The sequence below is a fragment of the Lishizhenia tianjinensis genome (assembly GCF_900116425.1).
GTDB lineage: Bacteria > Bacteroidota > Bacteroidia > Flavobacteriales_D > Crocinitomicaceae > Lishizhenia > Lishizhenia tianjinensis.
The window spans coordinates 1126085-1144241 of the sequence record NZ_FPAS01000001.1 but is presented as its reverse complement, the minus strand read 5'-3'; the positions used below and the strand labels follow the sequence as shown (position 1 = coordinate 1144241).

The following is an 18157-nucleotide window of genomic DNA, read 5'->3' as shown; positions in this document are numbered from 1 at the left end:
TAAGAAAGGGATATTATTTTAACACAATTTTAACGATTTAATATCCCTGGTTTGTCACTGCGTTTTCTGTATTACTTTTTTAGCATTGGTATGGTTGAATAAACTATAGAGTCCAAAGACCACCAACACTGCGAGTATACTTTGCCAGGTGAAATTGTTGTCTATCAATATTCCACCTTTCACAAACAACTTGTCTATAAAGAATTTAGCAAGCCCAAATACAACAATACTGCTTAGGGTAATAAGGGCAAAAACTTTGATGAAATAACGACTGATTTTTTGGGTAATCAAAGCAGGAGAGTAGCCAATTCTTAAGAGCGTGGTAATTTCATATTTATTTTTAGCCATTAACAATTGGGCATATTGTAAAAGTACCAATATGGAAAGGAAAATAGTCAGTAAACTGATGAAGAACAAAATGCTAAAAAGGGTTCCTGCTATACTTTTTAACTTACCGATTAAGACAGAGCTTTCTTTGGGTTCCAAATGATTGGCTTCCATGTATTTTTCAAATTCGCCAAATCGTCCTTCCTTAATGGAGGTCATCAAGTGCGTTACTTTTGCAGGCACTGTGCTCGGAAAGTTCTCGTTTCCGTATTCCATAAACGCTGTTGGAACCAAAATTGAGCTCATTTCATTGGTGAACCCTATAATTTTAACCGCAAACTTTTCTTTTTGATTTTCATTAGAGACTGTAAACTTAAATTTTACACTTTTCGCTAATTCGTCTGAAACTTGTGGAATACCCTTCGCGGATGCAAAGGTATTCATCATCACTAAAAATTCTCGGGGCATAATCACGGGCACAAATTCATCACCAGGCTTCCATTGCCAGCTTGCATCATCCACTTTTATAAAGTTATGATCAACGGTTTGTACGAAGATGTCGGTACTGAAGTAAGGAATTAACTCACTGTCAGTTTTAATTGAAATATCGAAGCTGTTATTAAGTATGGGGGAAACACTTTCCACGAAATCTTTACCTTCTAAATGTTTGATTTCAACCTTTCCAAAATCTGTTTTTCCTAAGGCAATGGAATTGTAATTACTCACCTTTTTTTGAACAATAAGGGTGTTGCTCCCTAAGATTTCTTCTTCTTCTCCAAACTCGTTTACACGTATAAGGTAGTGAAAAGAGGTGATTAAAAATGTAAAACCTAAAAAGGCGCCAAGAAAGGCAAGAATTAATTGTAACCTCGACTGATTTTTAAATAATATCTGATTTAACATAGCCTAAAGTTTTAATTCTACTTGGTAATTGTAACCGTAAAAATCTCCCAAAGTGGTGAGTATAAATCCAGCTTTTTCTTGGTCACATATCCTATCGATCAAAGCCAAACTCTTGCGTGCGTTTTCAGCGTCTAAGTGACTAAAAGGTTCGTCTAATATGATCCACTGAAAGGGCTGACACAAAGCGCGTATGATAGCAACACGTTGCTGTTGACCCAAGGAAAGGTTGGCGCATCTTTCATGGGTTTTATTTCCAACGCCCAGTTCATCGAGCATGTTTTGCAACTCGCTTTCGCTAAATGTTTTGTGAAGTTGATTTTTGATTTCGAGATTTTCCAAAACCGTAAGTTCTGGAAACAATTGTAAGTCCTGATAGACCACGGCAATTTTAGAACTCCTATAAGTGGCCCAGTCTTCTTTGCTCAAGCTCTTCAGGGCTACATCTCCGAAATGTATGTCGCCCGAATAATTATTTCTAATCCCTAAAAGTGTTGTGGTAAAAGTAGTTTTTCCCTTTCCAGATGAAGCATTAAGCACAACTTTGCTTTGCGCTTCTATCTGAAAACTATTGCCCCAAATACTATCTGCATCATGTTGAACATCTGCCAAGTGTTGGGGCATCACATTTTTAAAGCTTATTTTCATCCTTGAATTTTTGTCTTGAGTTTCAAATACCATTCCACTCAAGTAGTGGGTTGATTTACAATCTTTCTAAAGGTGTTTTAACACCATCAACCAAACTATAACAAGCCAATTTATCTTTAAAAACTGAGCTCTTAAATATGGACTTATTCAATAACATACGCACACACTCTTGTATACCTTCAACAATAGAAGGGTGGGGGTGAACCAATTCGGCCAACACCTCTATACCTTCATTCATTTGTATCAACAAGGCAACCGCTTGTATAGCTGTTGAAGCATGTTCACCCACGGCACGCATTCCCAGAATTTTCATTTCATCATCATTGGTAACAATGATTTTGAAGAATCCTTGCGTTTTACGCATGGCTATAGCTCTTGCAATAACACTGTAGTCGATTTTTACAACCTTAACCGGTATGTTTTGTTCTATACATTCTTTTTCATTCACACCAACCGCGGCTACCTCAGGGTTTAAGAACATGATGGTACACACGTTATCGTAACTAATGGGTTTTTTAACCTCACCAAAAATGCGTTCTACCGCATGTCTGGCTTCAATTTCTCCCATATTTACAAGCGCTATTCTTCCAGATAAATCACCTACAGCGTATATGTTTGGAATATTGGTTTGTGTGTCATTGTCTCCAATGTGCACCCCTCGTTTCGACATTTCTACTCCGGCATTTTCTATACCCAATCCTTTGATATTTGGAGTTCTACCTACTGATAGTAATGCTTTTTCAACCTGTATAGTTTCTCTACTTCCGTCGGGGTAGGATAATTCATACTCTACTTTTCCACCAATGTTTTCTAGGCGTTCTAACTGCGCCTCATGGTGAATGGTTACACCTCTTTTCTCCAGGTTTCCTGCAACCATGGTAGAAATGTCTTCGTCCTCGAAAGGCAGAATTCTGTCTTGGCGGTCAATCAAGTATACTTTGGTTCTTCCAAAATTGGCAAAAATCGTTGCGTATTCACAACCAATCACCCCGGCACCAACGATTACGATACTTTCTGGAAAGTCCTTAATGTCATCAATTCCGTCTGAGGTTAGGATAACATCTTCGTCTACATTCATGTTGGGAAGTTTTCTTGGAGAACTTCCTGTTGCGAGTATTATGTTTTCACCCCAAATAGTTTTTTTAAAACCATCGTGGTCTATCTCAACCTCATTTTTATTTAATAACGTTCCATGTCCACGTTCATAATGAAAGGATTGATTCATGGATTCGGTTTGGAGGAGTTTAATATGACAGCTGTATTGAAATTTGCGCTCGAATACAGCTTCATCCAAGGTTTTTTTAATTTCTTGCCAAGAAGGTTCAAAAGGTTCTCTTCCAAAAGAGTATATGGTTTCGTTTACGTTTCTAACGCGCTGTGAAAGTTCCCACAATGTTTTAGAGGAAAGTGCTCCGTTATAAACACCCGCACCACCCACTCTCTTCTTCTCAATTAAACAAACAGATCGTCCAAAATCAATAGCTCGCATGGCCGCTGCGTATCCTGCAGGACCACCACCAATTACTATTAGGTCAAATTTTTCCATAATACTTCGTTGCATTAAATATAATAAGTGATTTTAGATTTTGAATTTTATACTTCATTTATTCTTTTAAACAGTAGTATTAAATGTGAAGCCCCTATCTTTGTACGAGATATGGCAATGAACGAGGAGTACAGAGAAGACCTAAACGAGGCACAGGAAAAACATCAAGATTACGTGAAGTTAGTGCGTAAGTTCAAAAAGATGAAACCCAAGAAGTTAGACAACCTTATTAATGAGGAACATGACAGACAGTTTGAGAAAATTGATTGTTTGAATTGTGGAAACTGTTGTGCAACTACGAGTCCTATTTTCAGAGATGTAGATGTGAAAAGAATCTCTAAGCATTTTAGAATGAAGCCGGTTGAATTTGAAAAACAGTACTTGAAAAGGGATGAAGATGATGATTTGGTTTTGTTGACGAGTCCTTGCGCTTTTTTAGGGGATGACAATGCTTGTTCTATTTATGAGGTTAGACCCTTAGCGTGTAGAGAGTATCCTCATACAGACAGAAAGAGAATGGATCCTATCTTAGACCTTACTTTGAAAAATTCAGAAATTTGTCCGGCTGTAGCGAGAATTTTTAAAACCATAGAATCTAACTTGAGTAGGTAGTAAAAGCCTTGATTTACAAATGTTTTTAGTATTAAAAAAGTAGTTGAATTAAATTTAAAAATGTTATTTTAGCGTTTTTTGAAAATTTAATGGACTAAGAAACAACTTGATTTTTACTAAATTCTCTTATATTGTAAAGGGAGTTATACTACACTACATCAAATAATGTCAAAAGTTACAGAGAAAACCGCGGTGAAACTTCAAAATTATTTTGAAGACACTGAAGAACTTTTTCAGCGTGAAGATTACAACGTTCTGGTTGCATATGCAGGCCAGTTTTCGAAGGATATTGTAAATAGTATTCCCGAAAGCGTGGAGCAAAAACTTCATGAAAAAAAACAGAAGAAGAATATCATCAAGCGTGTTTTTAGTATACTCATAGAAGGACTTCAGAATATTCGAAAGCACAGTGATTTTGTGGATGACGACGAAAGTTTAGGCTATGTTTTCATTGCAAATAATCAAAAAGAAGTTTGTATGCAGTTTGCAAACTTGGTCAATGACGAAAGCATAGAGATTATTGATGGTAAGCTTACCGAACTCAAGGCTATGAGTGATGTTGAAATCAAAAATCACTACATAGAGATTTTAAACAATGGGTTTATGTCAGAACTTGGAGGTGCAGGTTTAGGACTTATTACCATGGTGTTAAAGTCGAGTGACTACGTGAAATATGCATTCGAAGAATTGGAGGATGGTGTACATTTATTCAGTGTAAAAATCAAAGTTCTCCTCGAGGCATAATTCTCATCTTTACTTTATTATTCCTATTATTGCCTTCCAAATTGGAAGGATTATGAAAATTTTATTGGCAGTTCTAACGCTTATTTTGAGTGTTAACCTATGGTCTCAAACAGAAAAGTTTGTAGTTGTAGAAAAGGATTCGTTGCTTTTGTTGAGCAGTGAAATTCCAAACGAAGTTTTAAAAGATTCAGAAAGTAAAGACTATTCATTTAAGGGAATGGAATTTACAGCTTCTCCCTACTTTTATTTAAACTTTACCGATGAGGATAGAAGGGTAATTGCAAAGGCAGACTCTGTTCAAGTTATCTTCAATAAAGACACGAGTTATTTTGCAGACTTTGGAAATGCTGTTTTCAGAAACCCAGGTCCAAATGGTATCATTTCTATAGCCATTCATCCTTTCATCAAAGGAGAGTCTCAAGCTTTAAAGAGCAGTGAAGGTAATTTTAAAATGTCTTTCTTAGAAAAAGAGGTACATGAGCCTATGATAAAAAACGACAAGGTTGTTTTTGGTTTGTTGTTGGTTATTCTGGCCTTCGTATTCTATACTTCAAATTCTAACAATTCAATTTGGAAGAAATTTTACACGGTAATTCCAGCCTTATTCATGTGTTATATGTTACCAGCTGCCTTGAGTAGTTTGGGTATTATTAGCGGTGAATTTAGTGGCTTGTATCACATGGCAAGTAGATATCTATTACCAGCCAGTTTGATTTTACTAATTCTTTCTATGGATTTAAAAGGACTTGTAAAGTTAGGTCCAAAAAGCTTCATCATGTTCGTTACAGGAACAGTGGGAGTAATTGTAGGTGGTGTTTTTGCCGTATGGATATTCTCTTTCATTTCTCCAGAAACGGTAGGTGGAACCGGAAATGAAGCTACTTGGAGAGGTTTATCAACCATAGCAGGAAGCTGGATAGGTGGAGGAGCCAATCAAACTGCAATGTTGGAGGTTTACAAATACAAAGAAACCTTGTTTGGAGGAATGGTGTTGGTAGATATAGTTGTAGCCAATATTTGGATGGCTGTTATTTTATTTGGAATTGGTAAGCGATCTAAAATTGACAAATGGTTGAAGGCGGACAACACAGCTATAGATGATTTAGTGGTTAGGGTAGAGAAAATGAACGCTGAAATGGAGCGTAAAGCTACCTTGAAAGATTACATGATCATGTTTGGAATTGTTTTCATAGGAGTAGGGTTGGCCCACTTCTTAGGAGATGTTTTATCGAGCTTTTTCGAAACTATTTTAGAGCCAGGAAGCACTTTGAGAAGTCAGTTCTTCTGGATGGTCGTTTTGGCAACGATGTACGGTTTAATTTTAAGTTTTACAAAAGCACGTCAGTACGAAGGTGTAGGCGCTTCAAAGTTTGGTTCCATCTTTTTATATGTCTTGGTAGCGACGATAGGTATGAAGGTAGATATTTCTGCTATTTTCAGTAAACCATTGCTTATCTTTGTAGGACTAATTTGGATAGCCGTACACGCAGGTTTACTCATACTAGTAGCGAAATTAATTAGAGCACCTTTCTTTTTCTTGGCTGTAGGTAGTCAAGCAAACATAGGAGGGGCAGCTTCAGCACCCGTAGTGGCCAATGCCTTTCACCCTGCACTCACAACCGTAGGTGTAATTATGGCAGTAGTAGGATACTTCTTTGGAACATGGGGAGCTTTAATTTGTGCTGAATTGATGTCCATGGTGGCCCCAGTTTAAGCCCAAGATTGTTAATTTCCTGTTTATAACTATAGAGTTTGCGGTGTATAACAGGCTCAAATTCTGATTAATTTTAGACGGGTATGTACGAGGAAGAGGAAGAATATTTTTCAGAAAGAGAATTCAACGAGGATTTAAATGCTTTCAATGCCATGTATAGAAAAGATGATTTTCGATTCATGGATTCAGATAGATTGGAGGCGTTGATAGATCATTTTATCATCTCTAGCAATTATAAAAAGGCAAAGTGGGGTGTGGAAATGGCTTTGAGTCATTTTCCTTTCAATACGATGTTCTTGTTGCGCAAGGCGCAGATTCTTTCTGCCAATGGTGAATTAAAAGAAGCCTTGGAGATCTTGAATGAATTGGAGAAAATGGATCCAACTAATTTGGAATTGGTGCTTACCAAAGCGAGTTCCTTTAGTCAATTAAGAGATTCTAAAAACGCTATACGTTACTTTAATTTGGCGTTAGAATTGGCGGACGATATGGAAAAGGATGAGATATACTTAGACTTGGCCATGGAGTACAACAATGTAAAAGACTATAAATCGGCTGTTAAAATCTTAAAAAGGGCGATAGCCGAAAACCCTAAAAATGAGGTTGCGGTTTATGAAATAGCCTTTTGTTACGATCAGTTAGGTGAATACAAAAAGGCCATTAAGTGCTTTAAAGATTACATAGACGAGAACCCTTACAGTTTTACAGCATGGTACAATTTGGCCAACGCTTATTTGAAAGTAGACAATTTTGAAAAAGCAATTTGGGCTTATGATTACAGCATAATTATCAATGATGATTTCCCACCTGCTTACTTCAACTTGGGAAATGCTTATTTATCGAGTAGTAAACCGCGTAAAGCGCTAGAATGCTTTGAGAAGTGTTTGGAAGTAGAAGGAGAAGATGCCTTGATATTAAGCTACATGGGAGAATGTTACGAGGATTTGGGCGAATTGAATTTGGCCATGAATTGTTACAATAGATCTGCCATTTTAAACCCACAATTGCCAGAAGCTTGGTTGGGAATGGGTATCGTGAATGATTTGGAAGGAAAAGCAGAGGAGGCCATTAAATTGGTAACAAAAGCCATAGACCTGGCTCCTGATAATGCTTCTTTTTACCATGTTCTTGCAGGTATTTTAGAAAAAGAAGAACGCATGGAAGATGCTTTGGAAGTCTATGAAAAGGGTGTGAAATTGGATGATACCAATGAAGACTTAGCGTTGGACTACTTAAAGTTCTTGGCAGGAGAGGCACCTTATCTTGTAGAATCCATTTACGAGAGCAATCCAGGTTTTCATAACATGCCAGAGCTTGACCTTATTAGAGTTTACGCTTACTATCAGAATCAGGAATATACAAACGCATATCTAATCTTAGATAATATTATAAATACAGATGCAGATTTGGCTAAAAAGTTATTTTTGCACTACCCCGAAGCTAAAAACATTAGTGGTTTTCGGGACCGAATAGAAAATTAAACACACTTATGAATTTTAATTTATCCTTTATACCAGAACGATCATCAAAACCTAGGAACGCAGGGGTAACTATGATGATGGACAAAGGGTTGAGCATTAACGAGGTAGAAAACTTTATACAAGCGTCAGGACATCTTACAGACATCGTAAAATTTGGTTTTGGAACCTCTTTCGTGACTCCAGACTTGGAAGAAAAGTTAAAGTTGTATAAGGAGGCTAACATACGTCCTTACTTCGGTGGAACGTTATTCGAAGCATTTTACGCACGTGGAATGCATAACGATTATTTAAGATTACTTGACAAGTACGATTTAGACTTAGCTGAAGTTTCTGATGGATCTATCATCATTCCTCACGAGGAAAAATGTGAATTGATTCACAACATGGCTAAAGACAGAACGGTTTTGTCTGAGGTAGGTTCTAAAGATTCTGGAATTTTAATTTCACCGAATAAGTGGATTAAAATGATGAGTACGGAGTTAGAAGCTGGGTCTTGGAAAGTAATAGCTGAAGGTAGAGAAAGTGGTACTGTGGGTGTTTTTAGACCAAACGGTACGGCACATACCATGTTGATCAACAAGATTATTGCAAAAGTAAAACCAGAAGATATCCTTTGGGAAGCACCAAAGAAAAACCAACAAGTTTGGTTCGTTAAATTGTTTGGAGCAGAAGTTAACTTAGGAAACATTGCACACAACGAAATGATTCCTTTAGAATGTTTACGTCTAGGATTGAGAGGAGATACTTTCTTTGAATATTTGCCAGAAGATTACGCTACGCGTTTAAAACAAGTAGCTTCTGAAGAAGAAGAATGATATTTAGCTTAGATAAAATAATTACAGGTCATGCCGGGGCCATCTACGATACCATTGTAGATGACTCCGGTTTTCTTTTTACCACAAGTGCCGACAAGTTTATTGCGCGTTGGAATTTAGAAAAGGGTGAACAAGAAGCCTTTGCCATAAAATTAGATCATCCGGCTTATAGTCTAGCGTTGATCAACGAGGATAAACACCTACTCATAGGTTCATCTAGGGGAAATGTTCATGTTATTGACCTTGAACAAAAGCAGGAAATAAAGAACTTAGCTCAGCATAAAACAGGTGTGTTTTCATTGTGTTACAACGCTAAGAAGTCAGAGTTCTACGCCACAGATGCAGAGGGGTATTTTTCGGTTTGGAGTGCGGAGGATTTTAGTTTGAAATTAATTCTTCCTTTAAACTGTGGGAAGATAAGATCCATGACCCTAGCCGACGAAGGAGAGTTGCTTATACTTTCTTGTCAAGATGGAACAACCCGAATTTTAGAGTGTAATTTTTACAATGAAATTGTTACTCTGAAATCTCATCGCATGGGAGCCAATGTTGCCCTGGTAAAAGATGAGGTACTATACACAGGGGGCAAGGACGCTTATATTAGACTTTGGGATTGGAAAAGCGAAAAACTCATCAAAGAAGTTCCGGCACACAACTATGCAGTTTACGACTTAATAGATATGGGAGACACCCTCGTGAGTGCTAGTTTTGACAAGACCATTAAAGTTTGGGAACCCGGTACTTTAGAAATACTTCAACGTATAGACGCGAAAAGTAAGGGACATACGCATACCGTGAATTCTTTGTCTAAAATAAGTTCTACAGAATTTATTTCAGCTGGTGATGATAGAAAAATAAAGCTTTGGATAAAAAGTTAGGTAGATTTCAATATCTGTACTAAGATTACGTTTTTACCTAAAATAAATCCTAATGATGAATAAGCTATTAGCTTTCTTGTGCCTGAGTGTGGGGATGGTATTCCCAATTGCTGCTCAGAAAAATGAATCAGAAAATCAATTAAAACCTAAGCAGGAAGCACGTTATATTGCTCCAAATGCTCTCTTTATAGGAGTTCATGTAGGCGGTGCACGCATGTTGAATAAAATGGAAGGCGCCTTTGATGTATTTGAGAACGGTGGTTTTATGGGACAAAACTATGGTGTCTCCGTTGAAAAAGGATTGGCAAAGAATTTTTATTGGTCTTCTGCAGCATCTATCATGGAAGTATGGGATAAACGCAGCTATCAAATTGGTCCTTTTTCTGGTGATGGAGGTAATGCCTTTTGGGCTACCCAAGTAGGTCTGAATTTGGGATATAGGGTAATAGGTCCTAAAAATTATAATTATTTCAATGTTGCAGTAGGAATTCAAAATGGATTCGCATTGGCAAAGAAGGGTGAGTTAGGTGGCTCATCTTTAAGTATATCAGGTTCTGATTATCAAGAAGGAGATCTTTATAGTTATTCTGCTTCACACCATTTAACAAAGGGGTGGTATACTGCCTTAAGTTTTCATCTTTCTAAAGATTTTAAGTTATACAAGGGGGTATATTTCAATGTTGCTTACAATACTCAATTTGGATTTAGGAAAATATTTGTTTCGAATATTGATTATTACCTCCACGGTGAGGAGCAAAGTAAAAGTACATCAGCTTTCATGGATGGTACGCAACAGCAGTTGATGCTAGGCTTGAAATATAAGTTTTAAGCACCGTAAACGTGAAGAATGAAAAGTACAAGCTTATATCTACTCCTACTTTTTTCATGTTTGCTATTTTCAGTAAGGGCGCAGCTCAACCGACATAACTTTATACTAGGTACAGATTTATTGCTCATGTCACCGGTGAAATTCAATAACTCCGGACAAATGCATATGCGCAGTACCGTAACTCCTGCGCCGAATATTAATTTAGGCTACACTTTTCTTTCTGAAAAAGGGAATGCTTTTGGGGTTCGCTTAAATCTAGTTGTACCGAGTATACGTGTCGGTTATCAAATCGACCAGAAGGAGGGGCATAATTTTGTAAATGAAAGTGGATCTCCACTACATCTAAAAGAGGAGAGTATGAGGTTGTATTCCTCCAAGTTCGTGCACCTTTCACCAGAAGTTTATTACCAGAAAAGTATCAGTTTAAAAGGAGGAGGAGAGTTGAATTTGGGCTGTGGACTTATGTTATGGTTCAACGAATACAATAGTTTAGGAGAGCTTTTGGACGCAAAGTATTTATTGGGAGCGAACGGGGAGGAAATACAGTTGTATAGTTTAACCCATGATGCCCATGAATACGCCACTCCCTTTTTTCCTTCTTTGTTTACGCAACTCAATTATCGTCCTTTTCATTGGCAAGACTTAAGTTTAAATCTTCGTTTTAATTACAGCTATTTCGATCGATTTTACGGCAGCTATAAATTGTTGAATCTGGGGTATACGAGCTCAGGTAGTTTTACACAGTCTTATACCTACCTAAGTTTAGGAGTGCGTTACAATCTTCCATTTAAAAAGATGGCGCAGCGCTTTAACTTTTTGAGAAAGATAGATGATGAAACGGGCTTGACCAATAATCAATTAGAAAATAAAGTAATACCGGGTACTTGGAGAATATTTATGTCTGTAGGAATTTCCAATTTAAAGGATAGGACATACGGGAATAAAAATGACATTAAAACGGGGGATAACGGTACGCTAAATATTTCTGTAGGTGCTGAAAGAGAATTGAAAGGAAATTGGTTTTTAAAAGGACACTATCAAAACTATAAGTATAGACACGGATGGATAGTAAATTCGCATACACATTTTCCTACAAAGAATGTGTCCTACAGAAGGGCGCATGAATTAAGTGCTGGAGTAGGGTTTCGATGGGTCAATTCTAAAAATTACAATTATCTCAATGTACATTCAAGCGTGAGTTTTGCAGGCTTAAGTAGCCCAGATAAAGATACCACGAAGGTGTTGAATGAGGTGGATATGTCTACAGTTGCGGAAGGAAAGGTTTGGTATGTGCAATACAATTCAATTCAACTTAGAGATACTTATACGACCCTTAATTTGGGGATCTCTAAAGATTTTAAGCTTAGTAAGAATTTATTTTTAAGTATAGATTGTACCTATCACTTGGGCCTCTATAAAAATTTTAGGACAGACTATTACTATTTTAATAAAGGATCAGAAGAAGTTAATGTTGGAAAGTCAATTTCGACTGGGAGTAGATTCATTTTTTCAATAGGGTTATTTCACAGATTGAGGTAAACTTTGTTAGAATATAATTCAACATCTACAATCGCTTAAAAATGGTTTGATTTTGGCATGCTGAGAAAACCAACTTAAATTAGTTAATAATAAATAATCAATATGAACAAATCACTTAATAAGTCCTTGCTTTTGGGACTTTCCACTTGTTTGTTAAGTACTACATTCGCTCAAAATTCTTTGTCAAAAATTGATTTTCATTTTGGATCGGATGTAATGTTTATGGATCCTCTAGATTTTGAAAATACAGGAAATGACTTTATACGGTCAAATACAACTATGAGTCCTAATTTTCAATTTGGTTGGTCTTATCCAGTTCACAAGAACCTTGAACTGGGAGTAAATGCAAACTTTGTTTTTCCCAGTATGAACCTGGGGTTTGAAATCAATGATGAAGCTGAACATCAAATGGTAGATGGAAGTGGTGAAAAAATTGACTTTCTTCCTTTTCAATATGAGAATAATAGTCTTGATAATCCAACTATTGCCCCCGAATTGTATGTAAAATATAAACTTCCATTTCTTACCAATAATATTTTCCATATATCGGGTGGAGTAATGCTATGGTTTGATAAACCTGAGGGTAATGCAAATTTGCTAGGAGCAGGATCTTATAGTGTAGGTTCAAACGATGGTCCAGACTACACGGTTTTGAGATATGAGGAGTACGGTAGAGAAGATGGACCGAGTATTGCACCCTCTTATTTTTTGGAGTTAGGCTATGAACACAAACGTATTCCAGGATTGCTTTTTAAGGCCAGGTATAACCATTCGAACCATGTTTTTAGAACTGGAACTTACGAATTTTACAATTTTGATGTACCGACCTATGGGACTTTTAGCCAAATCTACAGTTATTACAGTTTAGGATTGCAGTATACGATCAACAAGGATAGGAAGCGTGCAAAAAAAGCCTATTTGAGAGCAGTGCCTGAGGGAGGTTTACTGAAAAACAGACAAAGTGAAAGAGCAATTACTGAAGGTACTTATTTAGTAAGTGCAGGAATGGGAGCCTCTTTTTTACATGATGTTTTAAGCGGAGGAGAAGAACATTTTGAAACAAAAGGGAGAGCTGCTTTTTCTTGGGGAATGAACGTAGAGCGTGTTTTAGCGAAGAACTTTTATGGATACTTTAATTATTCTTTTCAATACTTGAAACATGGTTTTAACATCAATAGAGAAGCGTCTTATGGTTCACAATTTGGCGTAGAATATAATTCTTCTTATGAATTGGCTGTTGGTGGAGGATACAGAGTGGTAGGGCCAAAAAATTACAATTATATCAATGTGAATTTAGGTTTGGTTCAAGGTTTTACAACAGGAACATATCATGATACTATGACAGGAACCTATCAAGTACCTATGTCACAAATTGCCGAGGGTGAGATTTGGAGAGTTGATAGAAAAGAGTATGTAGAACGACAGGTTTTAACTGCTCTAAGAGTAGGGGTTTCGAAAGATTTAAAACTCTCTAGAAATGCTTATTTCTCTATAGCTTACAACTATCAATTCGGTTTATACAAACATTCACAAAATGACATGACTTACTTATTGCGCGGAGATGAACAACCCTATACAGCAAGTATTCAATCAAAAGGTTCTAGATCTTCGCTAATGTTTAGTTTGAAGTATAGAGTGAACAATAGAGTAAAGCGTCGTCCATTAGGGATATAAGCGGCAGCCCGCAGCACAAAAGGGAATGAAAAAGAGTAGGGGAAAGCGACTATAAGAAGCTTTTTATCCTACTTTATTTTGAATTGCTTTTTGGGAGAGGACTATAGCGTTTAGCCCGACTTTTTATTTTGAATAAAAAGGAATGGCCAAAAAATAGAAGACATAAAAAAAGTAGCCTTCGAAAATATCGGGCTACTTTTTTTGTATATCGTTCTTAGGGTTTTACGCCAACGTTTCTACTTCAACAATTCCTTGCGCATTGATACGTTTTAAATTCACTTTACGCATTTCATTGATATCGGCTTCGTTATAGGGTTGGGTTACTTTTACGTAGTTTTCTGTAAAACCGTACATAAAACCGTTGTCGTTTTCTCCTTCCCAAAGTACTGTAAAGTCTTTGTTTAGGTTCTCCTCGTAAAATTTACGTTTCTTTTTATCCGAAAGAATATGCAACATTTTAGACCTGTCTTTACGCACATTCATAGGCACCACATCCTTCATTTTAAGGGCTCCAGTGTTGGCTCTTTCTGAGTAAGTAAATACGTGGAGGTAAGAAATGTCGAGGTCTTTCAATAAATTGTAAGTCACCATAAACTCCTCATCCGTTTCGCCAGGGAACCCTACAATTACATCCACACCTATACACGCATCCGGGTAAATTTCTTTGATTTTATTGACGCGATTCACGTACAATTCACTCAAATATTTACGACGCATAGCCTTCAACAAGGTATCCGAACCAGATTGCAACGGAATGTGGAAATGCGGTACAAATCGTTTAGAATTAGCAAGTGTAAATTCTATGATTTCGTCCGAAAGTAAGTTGGGTTCTATAGATGAAATACGGAAGCGTTCTATGCCTTCCACTTCATCTAAAGACTTTACCAAATCGAAGAAGTTTTCCTCTCCATTTTGTCCGAAATCTCCAATGTTTACCCCTGTTAATACAACCTCTTTGATTTTAGTATCTGCGATTTTTTGCGCTTCCAAAGTCGTTTCAGCAACTGAGGCATTTCTACTTTTACCACGTGCCAAAGGAATGGTACAGAAAGTACAGAAATAGTCGCAACCATCCTGAACTTTCAAGAAAGAACGCGTTCTATCACCGTAAGAGAAAGAAGGAACAAATTCTTTGGTTTCTTTGATGTTTTCAAATTTCATTTGTGCCGTTTCGGCTTTGGCATCCATGGCCTCTAGGTGTTCGAGTATGTTGAATTTCTCGTTGGCACCTAACACTAGATCTACCCCAGGAATGCTCGAAATTTGCTCAGGTTTCAATTGCGCGTAACAACCAATAATAATCACAAAGGCATTGGGGTTAATTTTCAACCCTTTTTTGACCAATTGCTTACATTTTTTATCGGCATTTTCAGTAACACTACAGGTGTTAATTACATAAATATCAGGGGTGTCGTCAAAGTCGACCTTTGCAAACCCTGCATTTTCAAAATCTCTGGCTATGGTAGAAGTTTCAGAGAAATTTAATTTACATCCAAGCGTGTAGAACGCAACTTTTTTATACTGATTCATAAGATTTTGCAAAGATAAGGAGTTTGGGTGAGATAAGGGTGGGGTTGGTGGGGGATTTATTTGATGTGTTTCAATTAAAAATGTTGGTTGGTCGCATCCTTGCCAATTAATCTTCCAATATACTACTTATCAGGGGTTCAAACTTATCCTTCCTTCGACCATTGTAGTTGAAAGAAAATTCAAACATATACTTCTGGATATGTAGATAACTCACGCCATGATGGGCTCCCTTTAATATTCGATTTGAATTAGAAAGTAGTTTATTCATCCACGATTGAATGGAGGTTTTAATCGGTGTAATTGGATTTTTAAATTCAATGTCTTTCTGGGCCCCAAGGATTTTAAGGCACCGATACCCCGTTTTTCGTAACCTATTTTCCTCAGCATTTACATTCCACTGTAATTGTAGAGGAGCAATTAAATTGATTTCATCTTCACCTTTAGTAGAAGTATTATGTATCGCAGATATTGAATGATGTTTCAGTTCGTTTATATTGTATTCATTTTCGCTCGAATTGGACAGTATGTAGAAGAATTGTAAATATTCTTTTGCTAACAAATTTTTCCCCATTCCCATTCTGATTTTCATGGTAAGGTACCAAACAGTTCTGTACCTCTTTATCCCCAAAAGCCTTGATAATTCTAGGATGGAATAAGATTTTTTAATATGAGTCATTAGAAAGATAGCCTTAAACCAGGTGGTGTATTCGAGTTTAGTAGCTTCCATAATGGTTCCACTTTTCAAACTGATTTTTCGACCACATTTGCACCTCCAATAAAGGTGTTTAGCACGCCAGTTTTTTACTTCAGATTTACATTTGGGACAACAGATTCCTTTCTTTTCGCGGTGGTTTTTAATGAAGGAAATGCACTTCTTTTCCGTCCCAAAACGAGTGATAAATTCGTTTAGATCCATGATTTATTAGATTAGGTTGACTAATAAGTTACGATAAATTAAAATTGAAATCAAATAAATTTGGTTGGCAAGGATGCGACTAACCAATATTATTTTTCACCACTTCTTCCCCCTTTTAATCCACCCTCCCCCCAAATTTCCCAAAAAATTCCCCTATCTTCCCCTTACCAAAAATACCCCGACATGAAACGAAAACTTCTCATCTTCCCCCTTACCATTTCTACCTTCCTCTTCTCCTGCTCTAGCTCCCGATTTGTGGAACCGCTGACGAAAAAACAAAATGCGGTGAGTGCTGATTTTGGCGGACCACTAGTCAATGTCCCGGGTGTGGCAACCATGCCGTTGCCGTTTTCTAGTTTGACTTATGGGAGAGGACTCACACACAGCGCAACGATTTACGGAAGTTGGCACACTACAGCTGCCGTTTTTGGGGTGGCGCAGTTCGACTTAGGTTTGGTAAAAGAGGTGTGGTACAATAGAGACAGACACATGGGAATAAGCATTACACCAAGTGTTAATTTTGCCCGCGACGTGTTCGAACAAAACACAAAACTATGGCCCATCTTAGAGGCCAATTATTATTGGAAATACAACCAACAAGGTGTGGTGCAAGCAGATTTACTTTCCAACAGAAAAATCAAATACAATTTTGTGTATGCTGGAGTAGGGTCGTGGTTCGAATTGTCGCGAACTAGAGCCCATGATCAACCTCAAAACAATTGGGCCTTTCCTATGGTGCAGGTCGGACATACATTTCGACGCAACAAATGGAGTTTCTCTACAGAACTCAAAATGATGGTGCCCTACATGAGTAACCAGGATATCGTGCTCGACTATAAAAGTATCACCGGAGAAAGAGGTGCAACAGGAATTTACATAGGTGTAATCAAAAGATTTTAAAATGAAAAAGTGTATCATATTTAGCGGAATAGCCTTGCTTGCCTTGACTTCTTGTCGCAAGCGTTTAGACAGTTTTCTCTTCAACAATGCAGAACTTACAGAATACAAATTAGATAATTATAGCGGTGAAGTTGCCCTAGAGGTAGGAGATGATTATGCTGTACCTGTCAACGCCATTCATCCTTTCGCCTTAGAAATGGATGTCGAGGGCGTAAACGAAGAAATTCACATGGTGTATGCCGGAGATTTGTCAACCATAAACCAAGATACCGTGATTTTATATTGTCATGGAAATAGAGATCACATGGACTATTACTGGCCTCGTCAAAAATTGTTGGCCAATGTCGGCGGACTTAACCGTTTTGGGGTTCTCATGATGGATTATCCCGGTTATGGAATGTCAGGTGGCGCCCCAACCGAAGAGAACATGTACCAAAGTGTTGCCTTGGCCATGCAGTGGTTAAAAGATCAGGGCGTAACCAGTCAAAAACTCATCATGTGCGGTTATTCCTTGGGAAGCGCCGCGGCCTGTGAGTTAACAGCTAACAAAGCCGATTATCCCTTGGAACCCACAAAACTCATTTTAGAGTCGCCTTTTGCCAGTGCCGAGGTGATGGTGCAAGATGCTGCGGCGCTAGACATGCCCGGTAGTTATTTTGTGAACCTTAAAATCGACAACGCGGAGGAAATCAAAAAGGTAGATATTCCCTTGTTATGGATACATGGAACCGACGATGATTTCTTGTCTATAAAGACGCACGGAGAATTGGTTTATGCCAATAAAAGTGGAGATAAAACAGCCATTCGCGTAGAAGGTGGAGATCACAACAATCCCCCGGCAATTATGGGCTACGAGAATTACATCAAAGCTTTGGAAGATTTTATTACGAATTAGGCAAACGGCCAGGCTATCCTTCCAGTCCCCAAGCATCTTGGGGACTTTCCATCCTATCCTTGTTTGAAAAAACTTTTTCTTATCCATTTATCCACGCTCCTTACTCACACTCATAACTGTCTAAAAATCTAAAAAACTTTTACTACATTTAATCCATGCTTAACACCCTAACTCGCGTACTAATCGTTATGTCCTTAACTATGGCATTC

Annotated in this window: 16 protein-coding genes; 11 read left to right on the top strand and 5 right to left on the bottom strand. The window is 37.5% G+C overall.

Translation table 11 applies throughout. From position 1 onward, the window contains the following. Nucleotides 1-54 precede the first annotated feature (54 nt). The 3 genes from BM327_RS05275 to BM327_RS05265 are packed head-to-tail and all read right to left on the bottom strand — an operon-like array spanning nucleotide 55 to nucleotide 3436. The gene (locus BM327_RS05275) at nucleotides 55-1230 is read right to left on the bottom strand and encodes an ABC transporter permease (RefSeq protein WP_090247205.1); all 1176 of its coding nucleotides are present in this window, start codon (nucleotides 1228-1230) and stop codon (nucleotides 55-57) included. 3 nt (nucleotides 1231-1233) lie between these two features. Further along, complete coding sequence (locus BM327_RS05270) at nucleotides 1234-1875, bottom strand: ATP-binding cassette domain-containing protein (RefSeq protein WP_170853676.1); 642 nt, start codon at nucleotides 1873-1875, stop codon at nucleotides 1234-1236. 55 nt (nucleotides 1876-1930) lie between these two features. Beyond that, complete coding sequence (locus BM327_RS05265) at nucleotides 1931-3436, bottom strand: dihydrolipoyl dehydrogenase family protein (protein WP_244526193.1); 1506 nt, start codon at nucleotides 3434-3436, stop codon at nucleotides 1931-1933. Nucleotides 3437-3538: 102 nt separating this feature from the next. Here BM327_RS05265 and BM327_RS05260 point away from each other — a divergent pair, with 102 nt between their 5' ends. The 9 genes from BM327_RS05260 (at nucleotide 3539) to BM327_RS05220 (ending at nucleotide 13707) form a co-directional block, all read left to right on the top strand. Further along, on the top strand, nucleotides 3539-4033 hold the full coding sequence (locus BM327_RS05260) for a YkgJ family cysteine cluster protein (protein WP_090247617.1): 495 nt from the start codon (nucleotides 3539-3541) through the stop codon (nucleotides 4031-4033). Between the two features lie 165 nt (nucleotides 4034-4198). After that, entirely contained in the window at nucleotides 4199-4777 is a 579-nt protein-coding gene (locus tag BM327_RS05255; protein ID WP_090247197.1) for a SiaB family protein kinase, read from the top strand. Nucleotides 4778-4829: 52 nt separating this feature from the next. After that, complete coding sequence (locus tag BM327_RS05250; RefSeq protein WP_317614729.1) at nucleotides 4830-6491, top strand: DUF819 family protein; 1662 nt, start codon at nucleotides 4830-4832, stop codon at nucleotides 6489-6491. Nucleotides 6492-6574: 83 nt separating this feature from the next. Further along, complete coding sequence (locus BM327_RS05245; protein WP_090247196.1) at nucleotides 6575-7972, top strand: tetratricopeptide repeat protein; 1398 nt, start codon at nucleotides 6575-6577, stop codon at nucleotides 7970-7972. A gap of 8 nt (nucleotides 7973-7980) precedes the next feature. After that, the gene (locus BM327_RS05240; protein WP_090247193.1) at nucleotides 7981-8787 is read left to right on the top strand and encodes a phosphosulfolactate synthase; all 807 of its coding nucleotides are present in this window, start codon (nucleotides 7981-7983) and stop codon (nucleotides 8785-8787) included. Further along, complete coding sequence (locus BM327_RS05235; RefSeq protein WP_090247190.1) at nucleotides 8784-9665, top strand: WD40 repeat domain-containing protein; 882 nt, start codon at nucleotides 8784-8786, stop codon at nucleotides 9663-9665. The genes BM327_RS05240 and BM327_RS05235 overlap by 4 nt, the downstream gene beginning before the upstream one ends. A 52-nt stretch (nucleotides 9666-9717) precedes the next feature. Beyond that, the gene (locus tag BM327_RS05230) at nucleotides 9718-10494 is read left to right on the top strand and encodes a hypothetical protein (RefSeq protein WP_139230266.1); all 777 of its coding nucleotides are present in this window, start codon (nucleotides 9718-9720) and stop codon (nucleotides 10492-10494) included. A gap of 18 nt (nucleotides 10495-10512) precedes the next feature. Continuing rightward, a complete protein-coding gene (locus BM327_RS05225) occupies nucleotides 10513-12033 on the top strand; it encodes a hypothetical protein (RefSeq protein WP_139230265.1) in 1521 nt (506 codons plus the stop codon). 102 nt (nucleotides 12034-12135) lie between these two features. Next, the gene (locus BM327_RS05220) at nucleotides 12136-13707 is read left to right on the top strand and encodes a hypothetical protein (protein WP_139230264.1); all 1572 of its coding nucleotides are present in this window, start codon (nucleotides 12136-12138) and stop codon (nucleotides 13705-13707) included. Between the two features lie 222 nt (nucleotides 13708-13929). On the opposite strand, the gene mtaB is transcribed toward BM327_RS05220, so the two are convergent. After that, nucleotides 13930-15237 (bottom strand): tRNA (N(6)-L-threonylcarbamoyladenosine(37)-C(2))-methylthiotransferase MtaB, encoded by a 1308-nt coding sequence (mtaB, locus tag BM327_RS05215; protein ID WP_090247178.1) that lies wholly within the window; start codon nucleotides 15235-15237, stop codon nucleotides 13930-13932. A 106-nt stretch (nucleotides 15238-15343) separates the two neighbouring features. Beyond that, on the bottom strand, nucleotides 15344-15964 hold the full coding sequence (locus BM327_RS05210; RefSeq protein WP_139230263.1) for a hypothetical protein: 621 nt from the start codon (nucleotides 15962-15964) through the stop codon (nucleotides 15344-15346). 372 nt (nucleotides 15965-16336) lie between these two features. Between BM327_RS05210 and BM327_RS05205 the strand changes: the two genes are divergently transcribed. Continuing rightward, nucleotides 16337-17053 (top strand): hypothetical protein, encoded by a 717-nt coding sequence (locus BM327_RS05205; protein WP_139230262.1) that lies wholly within the window; start codon nucleotides 16337-16339, stop codon nucleotides 17051-17053. 1 nt (nucleotide 17054) lies between these two features. Continuing rightward, the gene (locus BM327_RS05200) at nucleotides 17055-17948 is read left to right on the top strand and encodes an alpha/beta hydrolase (protein ID WP_090247170.1); all 894 of its coding nucleotides are present in this window, start codon (nucleotides 17055-17057) and stop codon (nucleotides 17946-17948) included. Nucleotides 17949-18157 lie beyond the last annotated feature (209 nt).

Bases quoted from the DNA above. Each gene is read 5' to 3' on its own strand.
- BM327_RS05265 (WP_244526193.1), bottom strand. From the start codon at position 3,436: ATGCAACGAAGTATTATGGAAAAATTTGACCTAATAGTAATTGGTGGT.
- BM327_RS05275 (WP_090247205.1), bottom strand. From the start codon at position 1,230: ATGTTAAATCAGATATTATTTAAAAATCAGTCGAGGTTACAATTAATT.
- BM327_RS05250 (WP_317614729.1), top strand. From the start codon at position 4,830: ATGAAAATTTTATTGGCAGTTCTAACGCTTATTTTGAGTGTTAACCTA.
- BM327_RS05205 (WP_139230262.1), top strand. From the start codon at position 16,337: ATGAAACGAAAACTTCTCATCTTCCCCCTTACCATTTCTACCTTCCTC.
- BM327_RS05220 (WP_139230264.1), top strand. From the start codon at position 12,136: ATGAACAAATCACTTAATAAGTCCTTGCTTTTGGGACTTTCCACTTGT.
- BM327_RS05235 (WP_090247190.1), top strand. From the start codon at position 8,784: ATGATATTTAGCTTAGATAAAATAATTACAGGTCATGCCGGGGCCATC.
- BM327_RS05225 (WP_139230265.1), top strand. From the start codon at position 10,513: ATGAAAAGTACAAGCTTATATCTACTCCTACTTTTTTCATGTTTGCTA.
- BM327_RS05245 (WP_090247196.1), top strand. From the start codon at position 6,575: ATGTACGAGGAAGAGGAAGAATATTTTTCAGAAAGAGAATTCAACGAG.
- mtaB (WP_090247178.1), bottom strand. From the start codon at position 15,237: ATGAATCAGTATAAAAAAGTTGCGTTCTACACGCTTGGATGTAAATTA.
- BM327_RS05255 (WP_090247197.1), top strand. From the start codon at position 4,199: ATGTCAAAAGTTACAGAGAAAACCGCGGTGAAACTTCAAAATTATTTT.
- BM327_RS05270 (WP_170853676.1), bottom strand. From the start codon at position 1,875: ATGAAAATAAGCTTTAAAAATGTGATGCCCCAACACTTGGCAGATGTT.
- BM327_RS05210 (WP_139230263.1), bottom strand. From the start codon at position 15,964: ATGGAAGCTACTAAACTCGAATACACCACCTGGTTTAAGGCTATCTTT.
- BM327_RS05260 (WP_090247617.1), top strand. From the start codon at position 3,539: ATGAACGAGGAGTACAGAGAAGACCTAAACGAGGCACAGGAAAAACAT.
- BM327_RS05200 (WP_090247170.1), top strand. From the start codon at position 17,055: ATGAAAAAGTGTATCATATTTAGCGGAATAGCCTTGCTTGCCTTGACT.
- BM327_RS05230 (WP_139230266.1), top strand. From the start codon at position 9,718: ATGATGAATAAGCTATTAGCTTTCTTGTGCCTGAGTGTGGGGATGGTA.
- BM327_RS05240 (WP_090247193.1), top strand. From the start codon at position 7,981: ATGAATTTTAATTTATCCTTTATACCAGAACGATCATCAAAACCTAGG.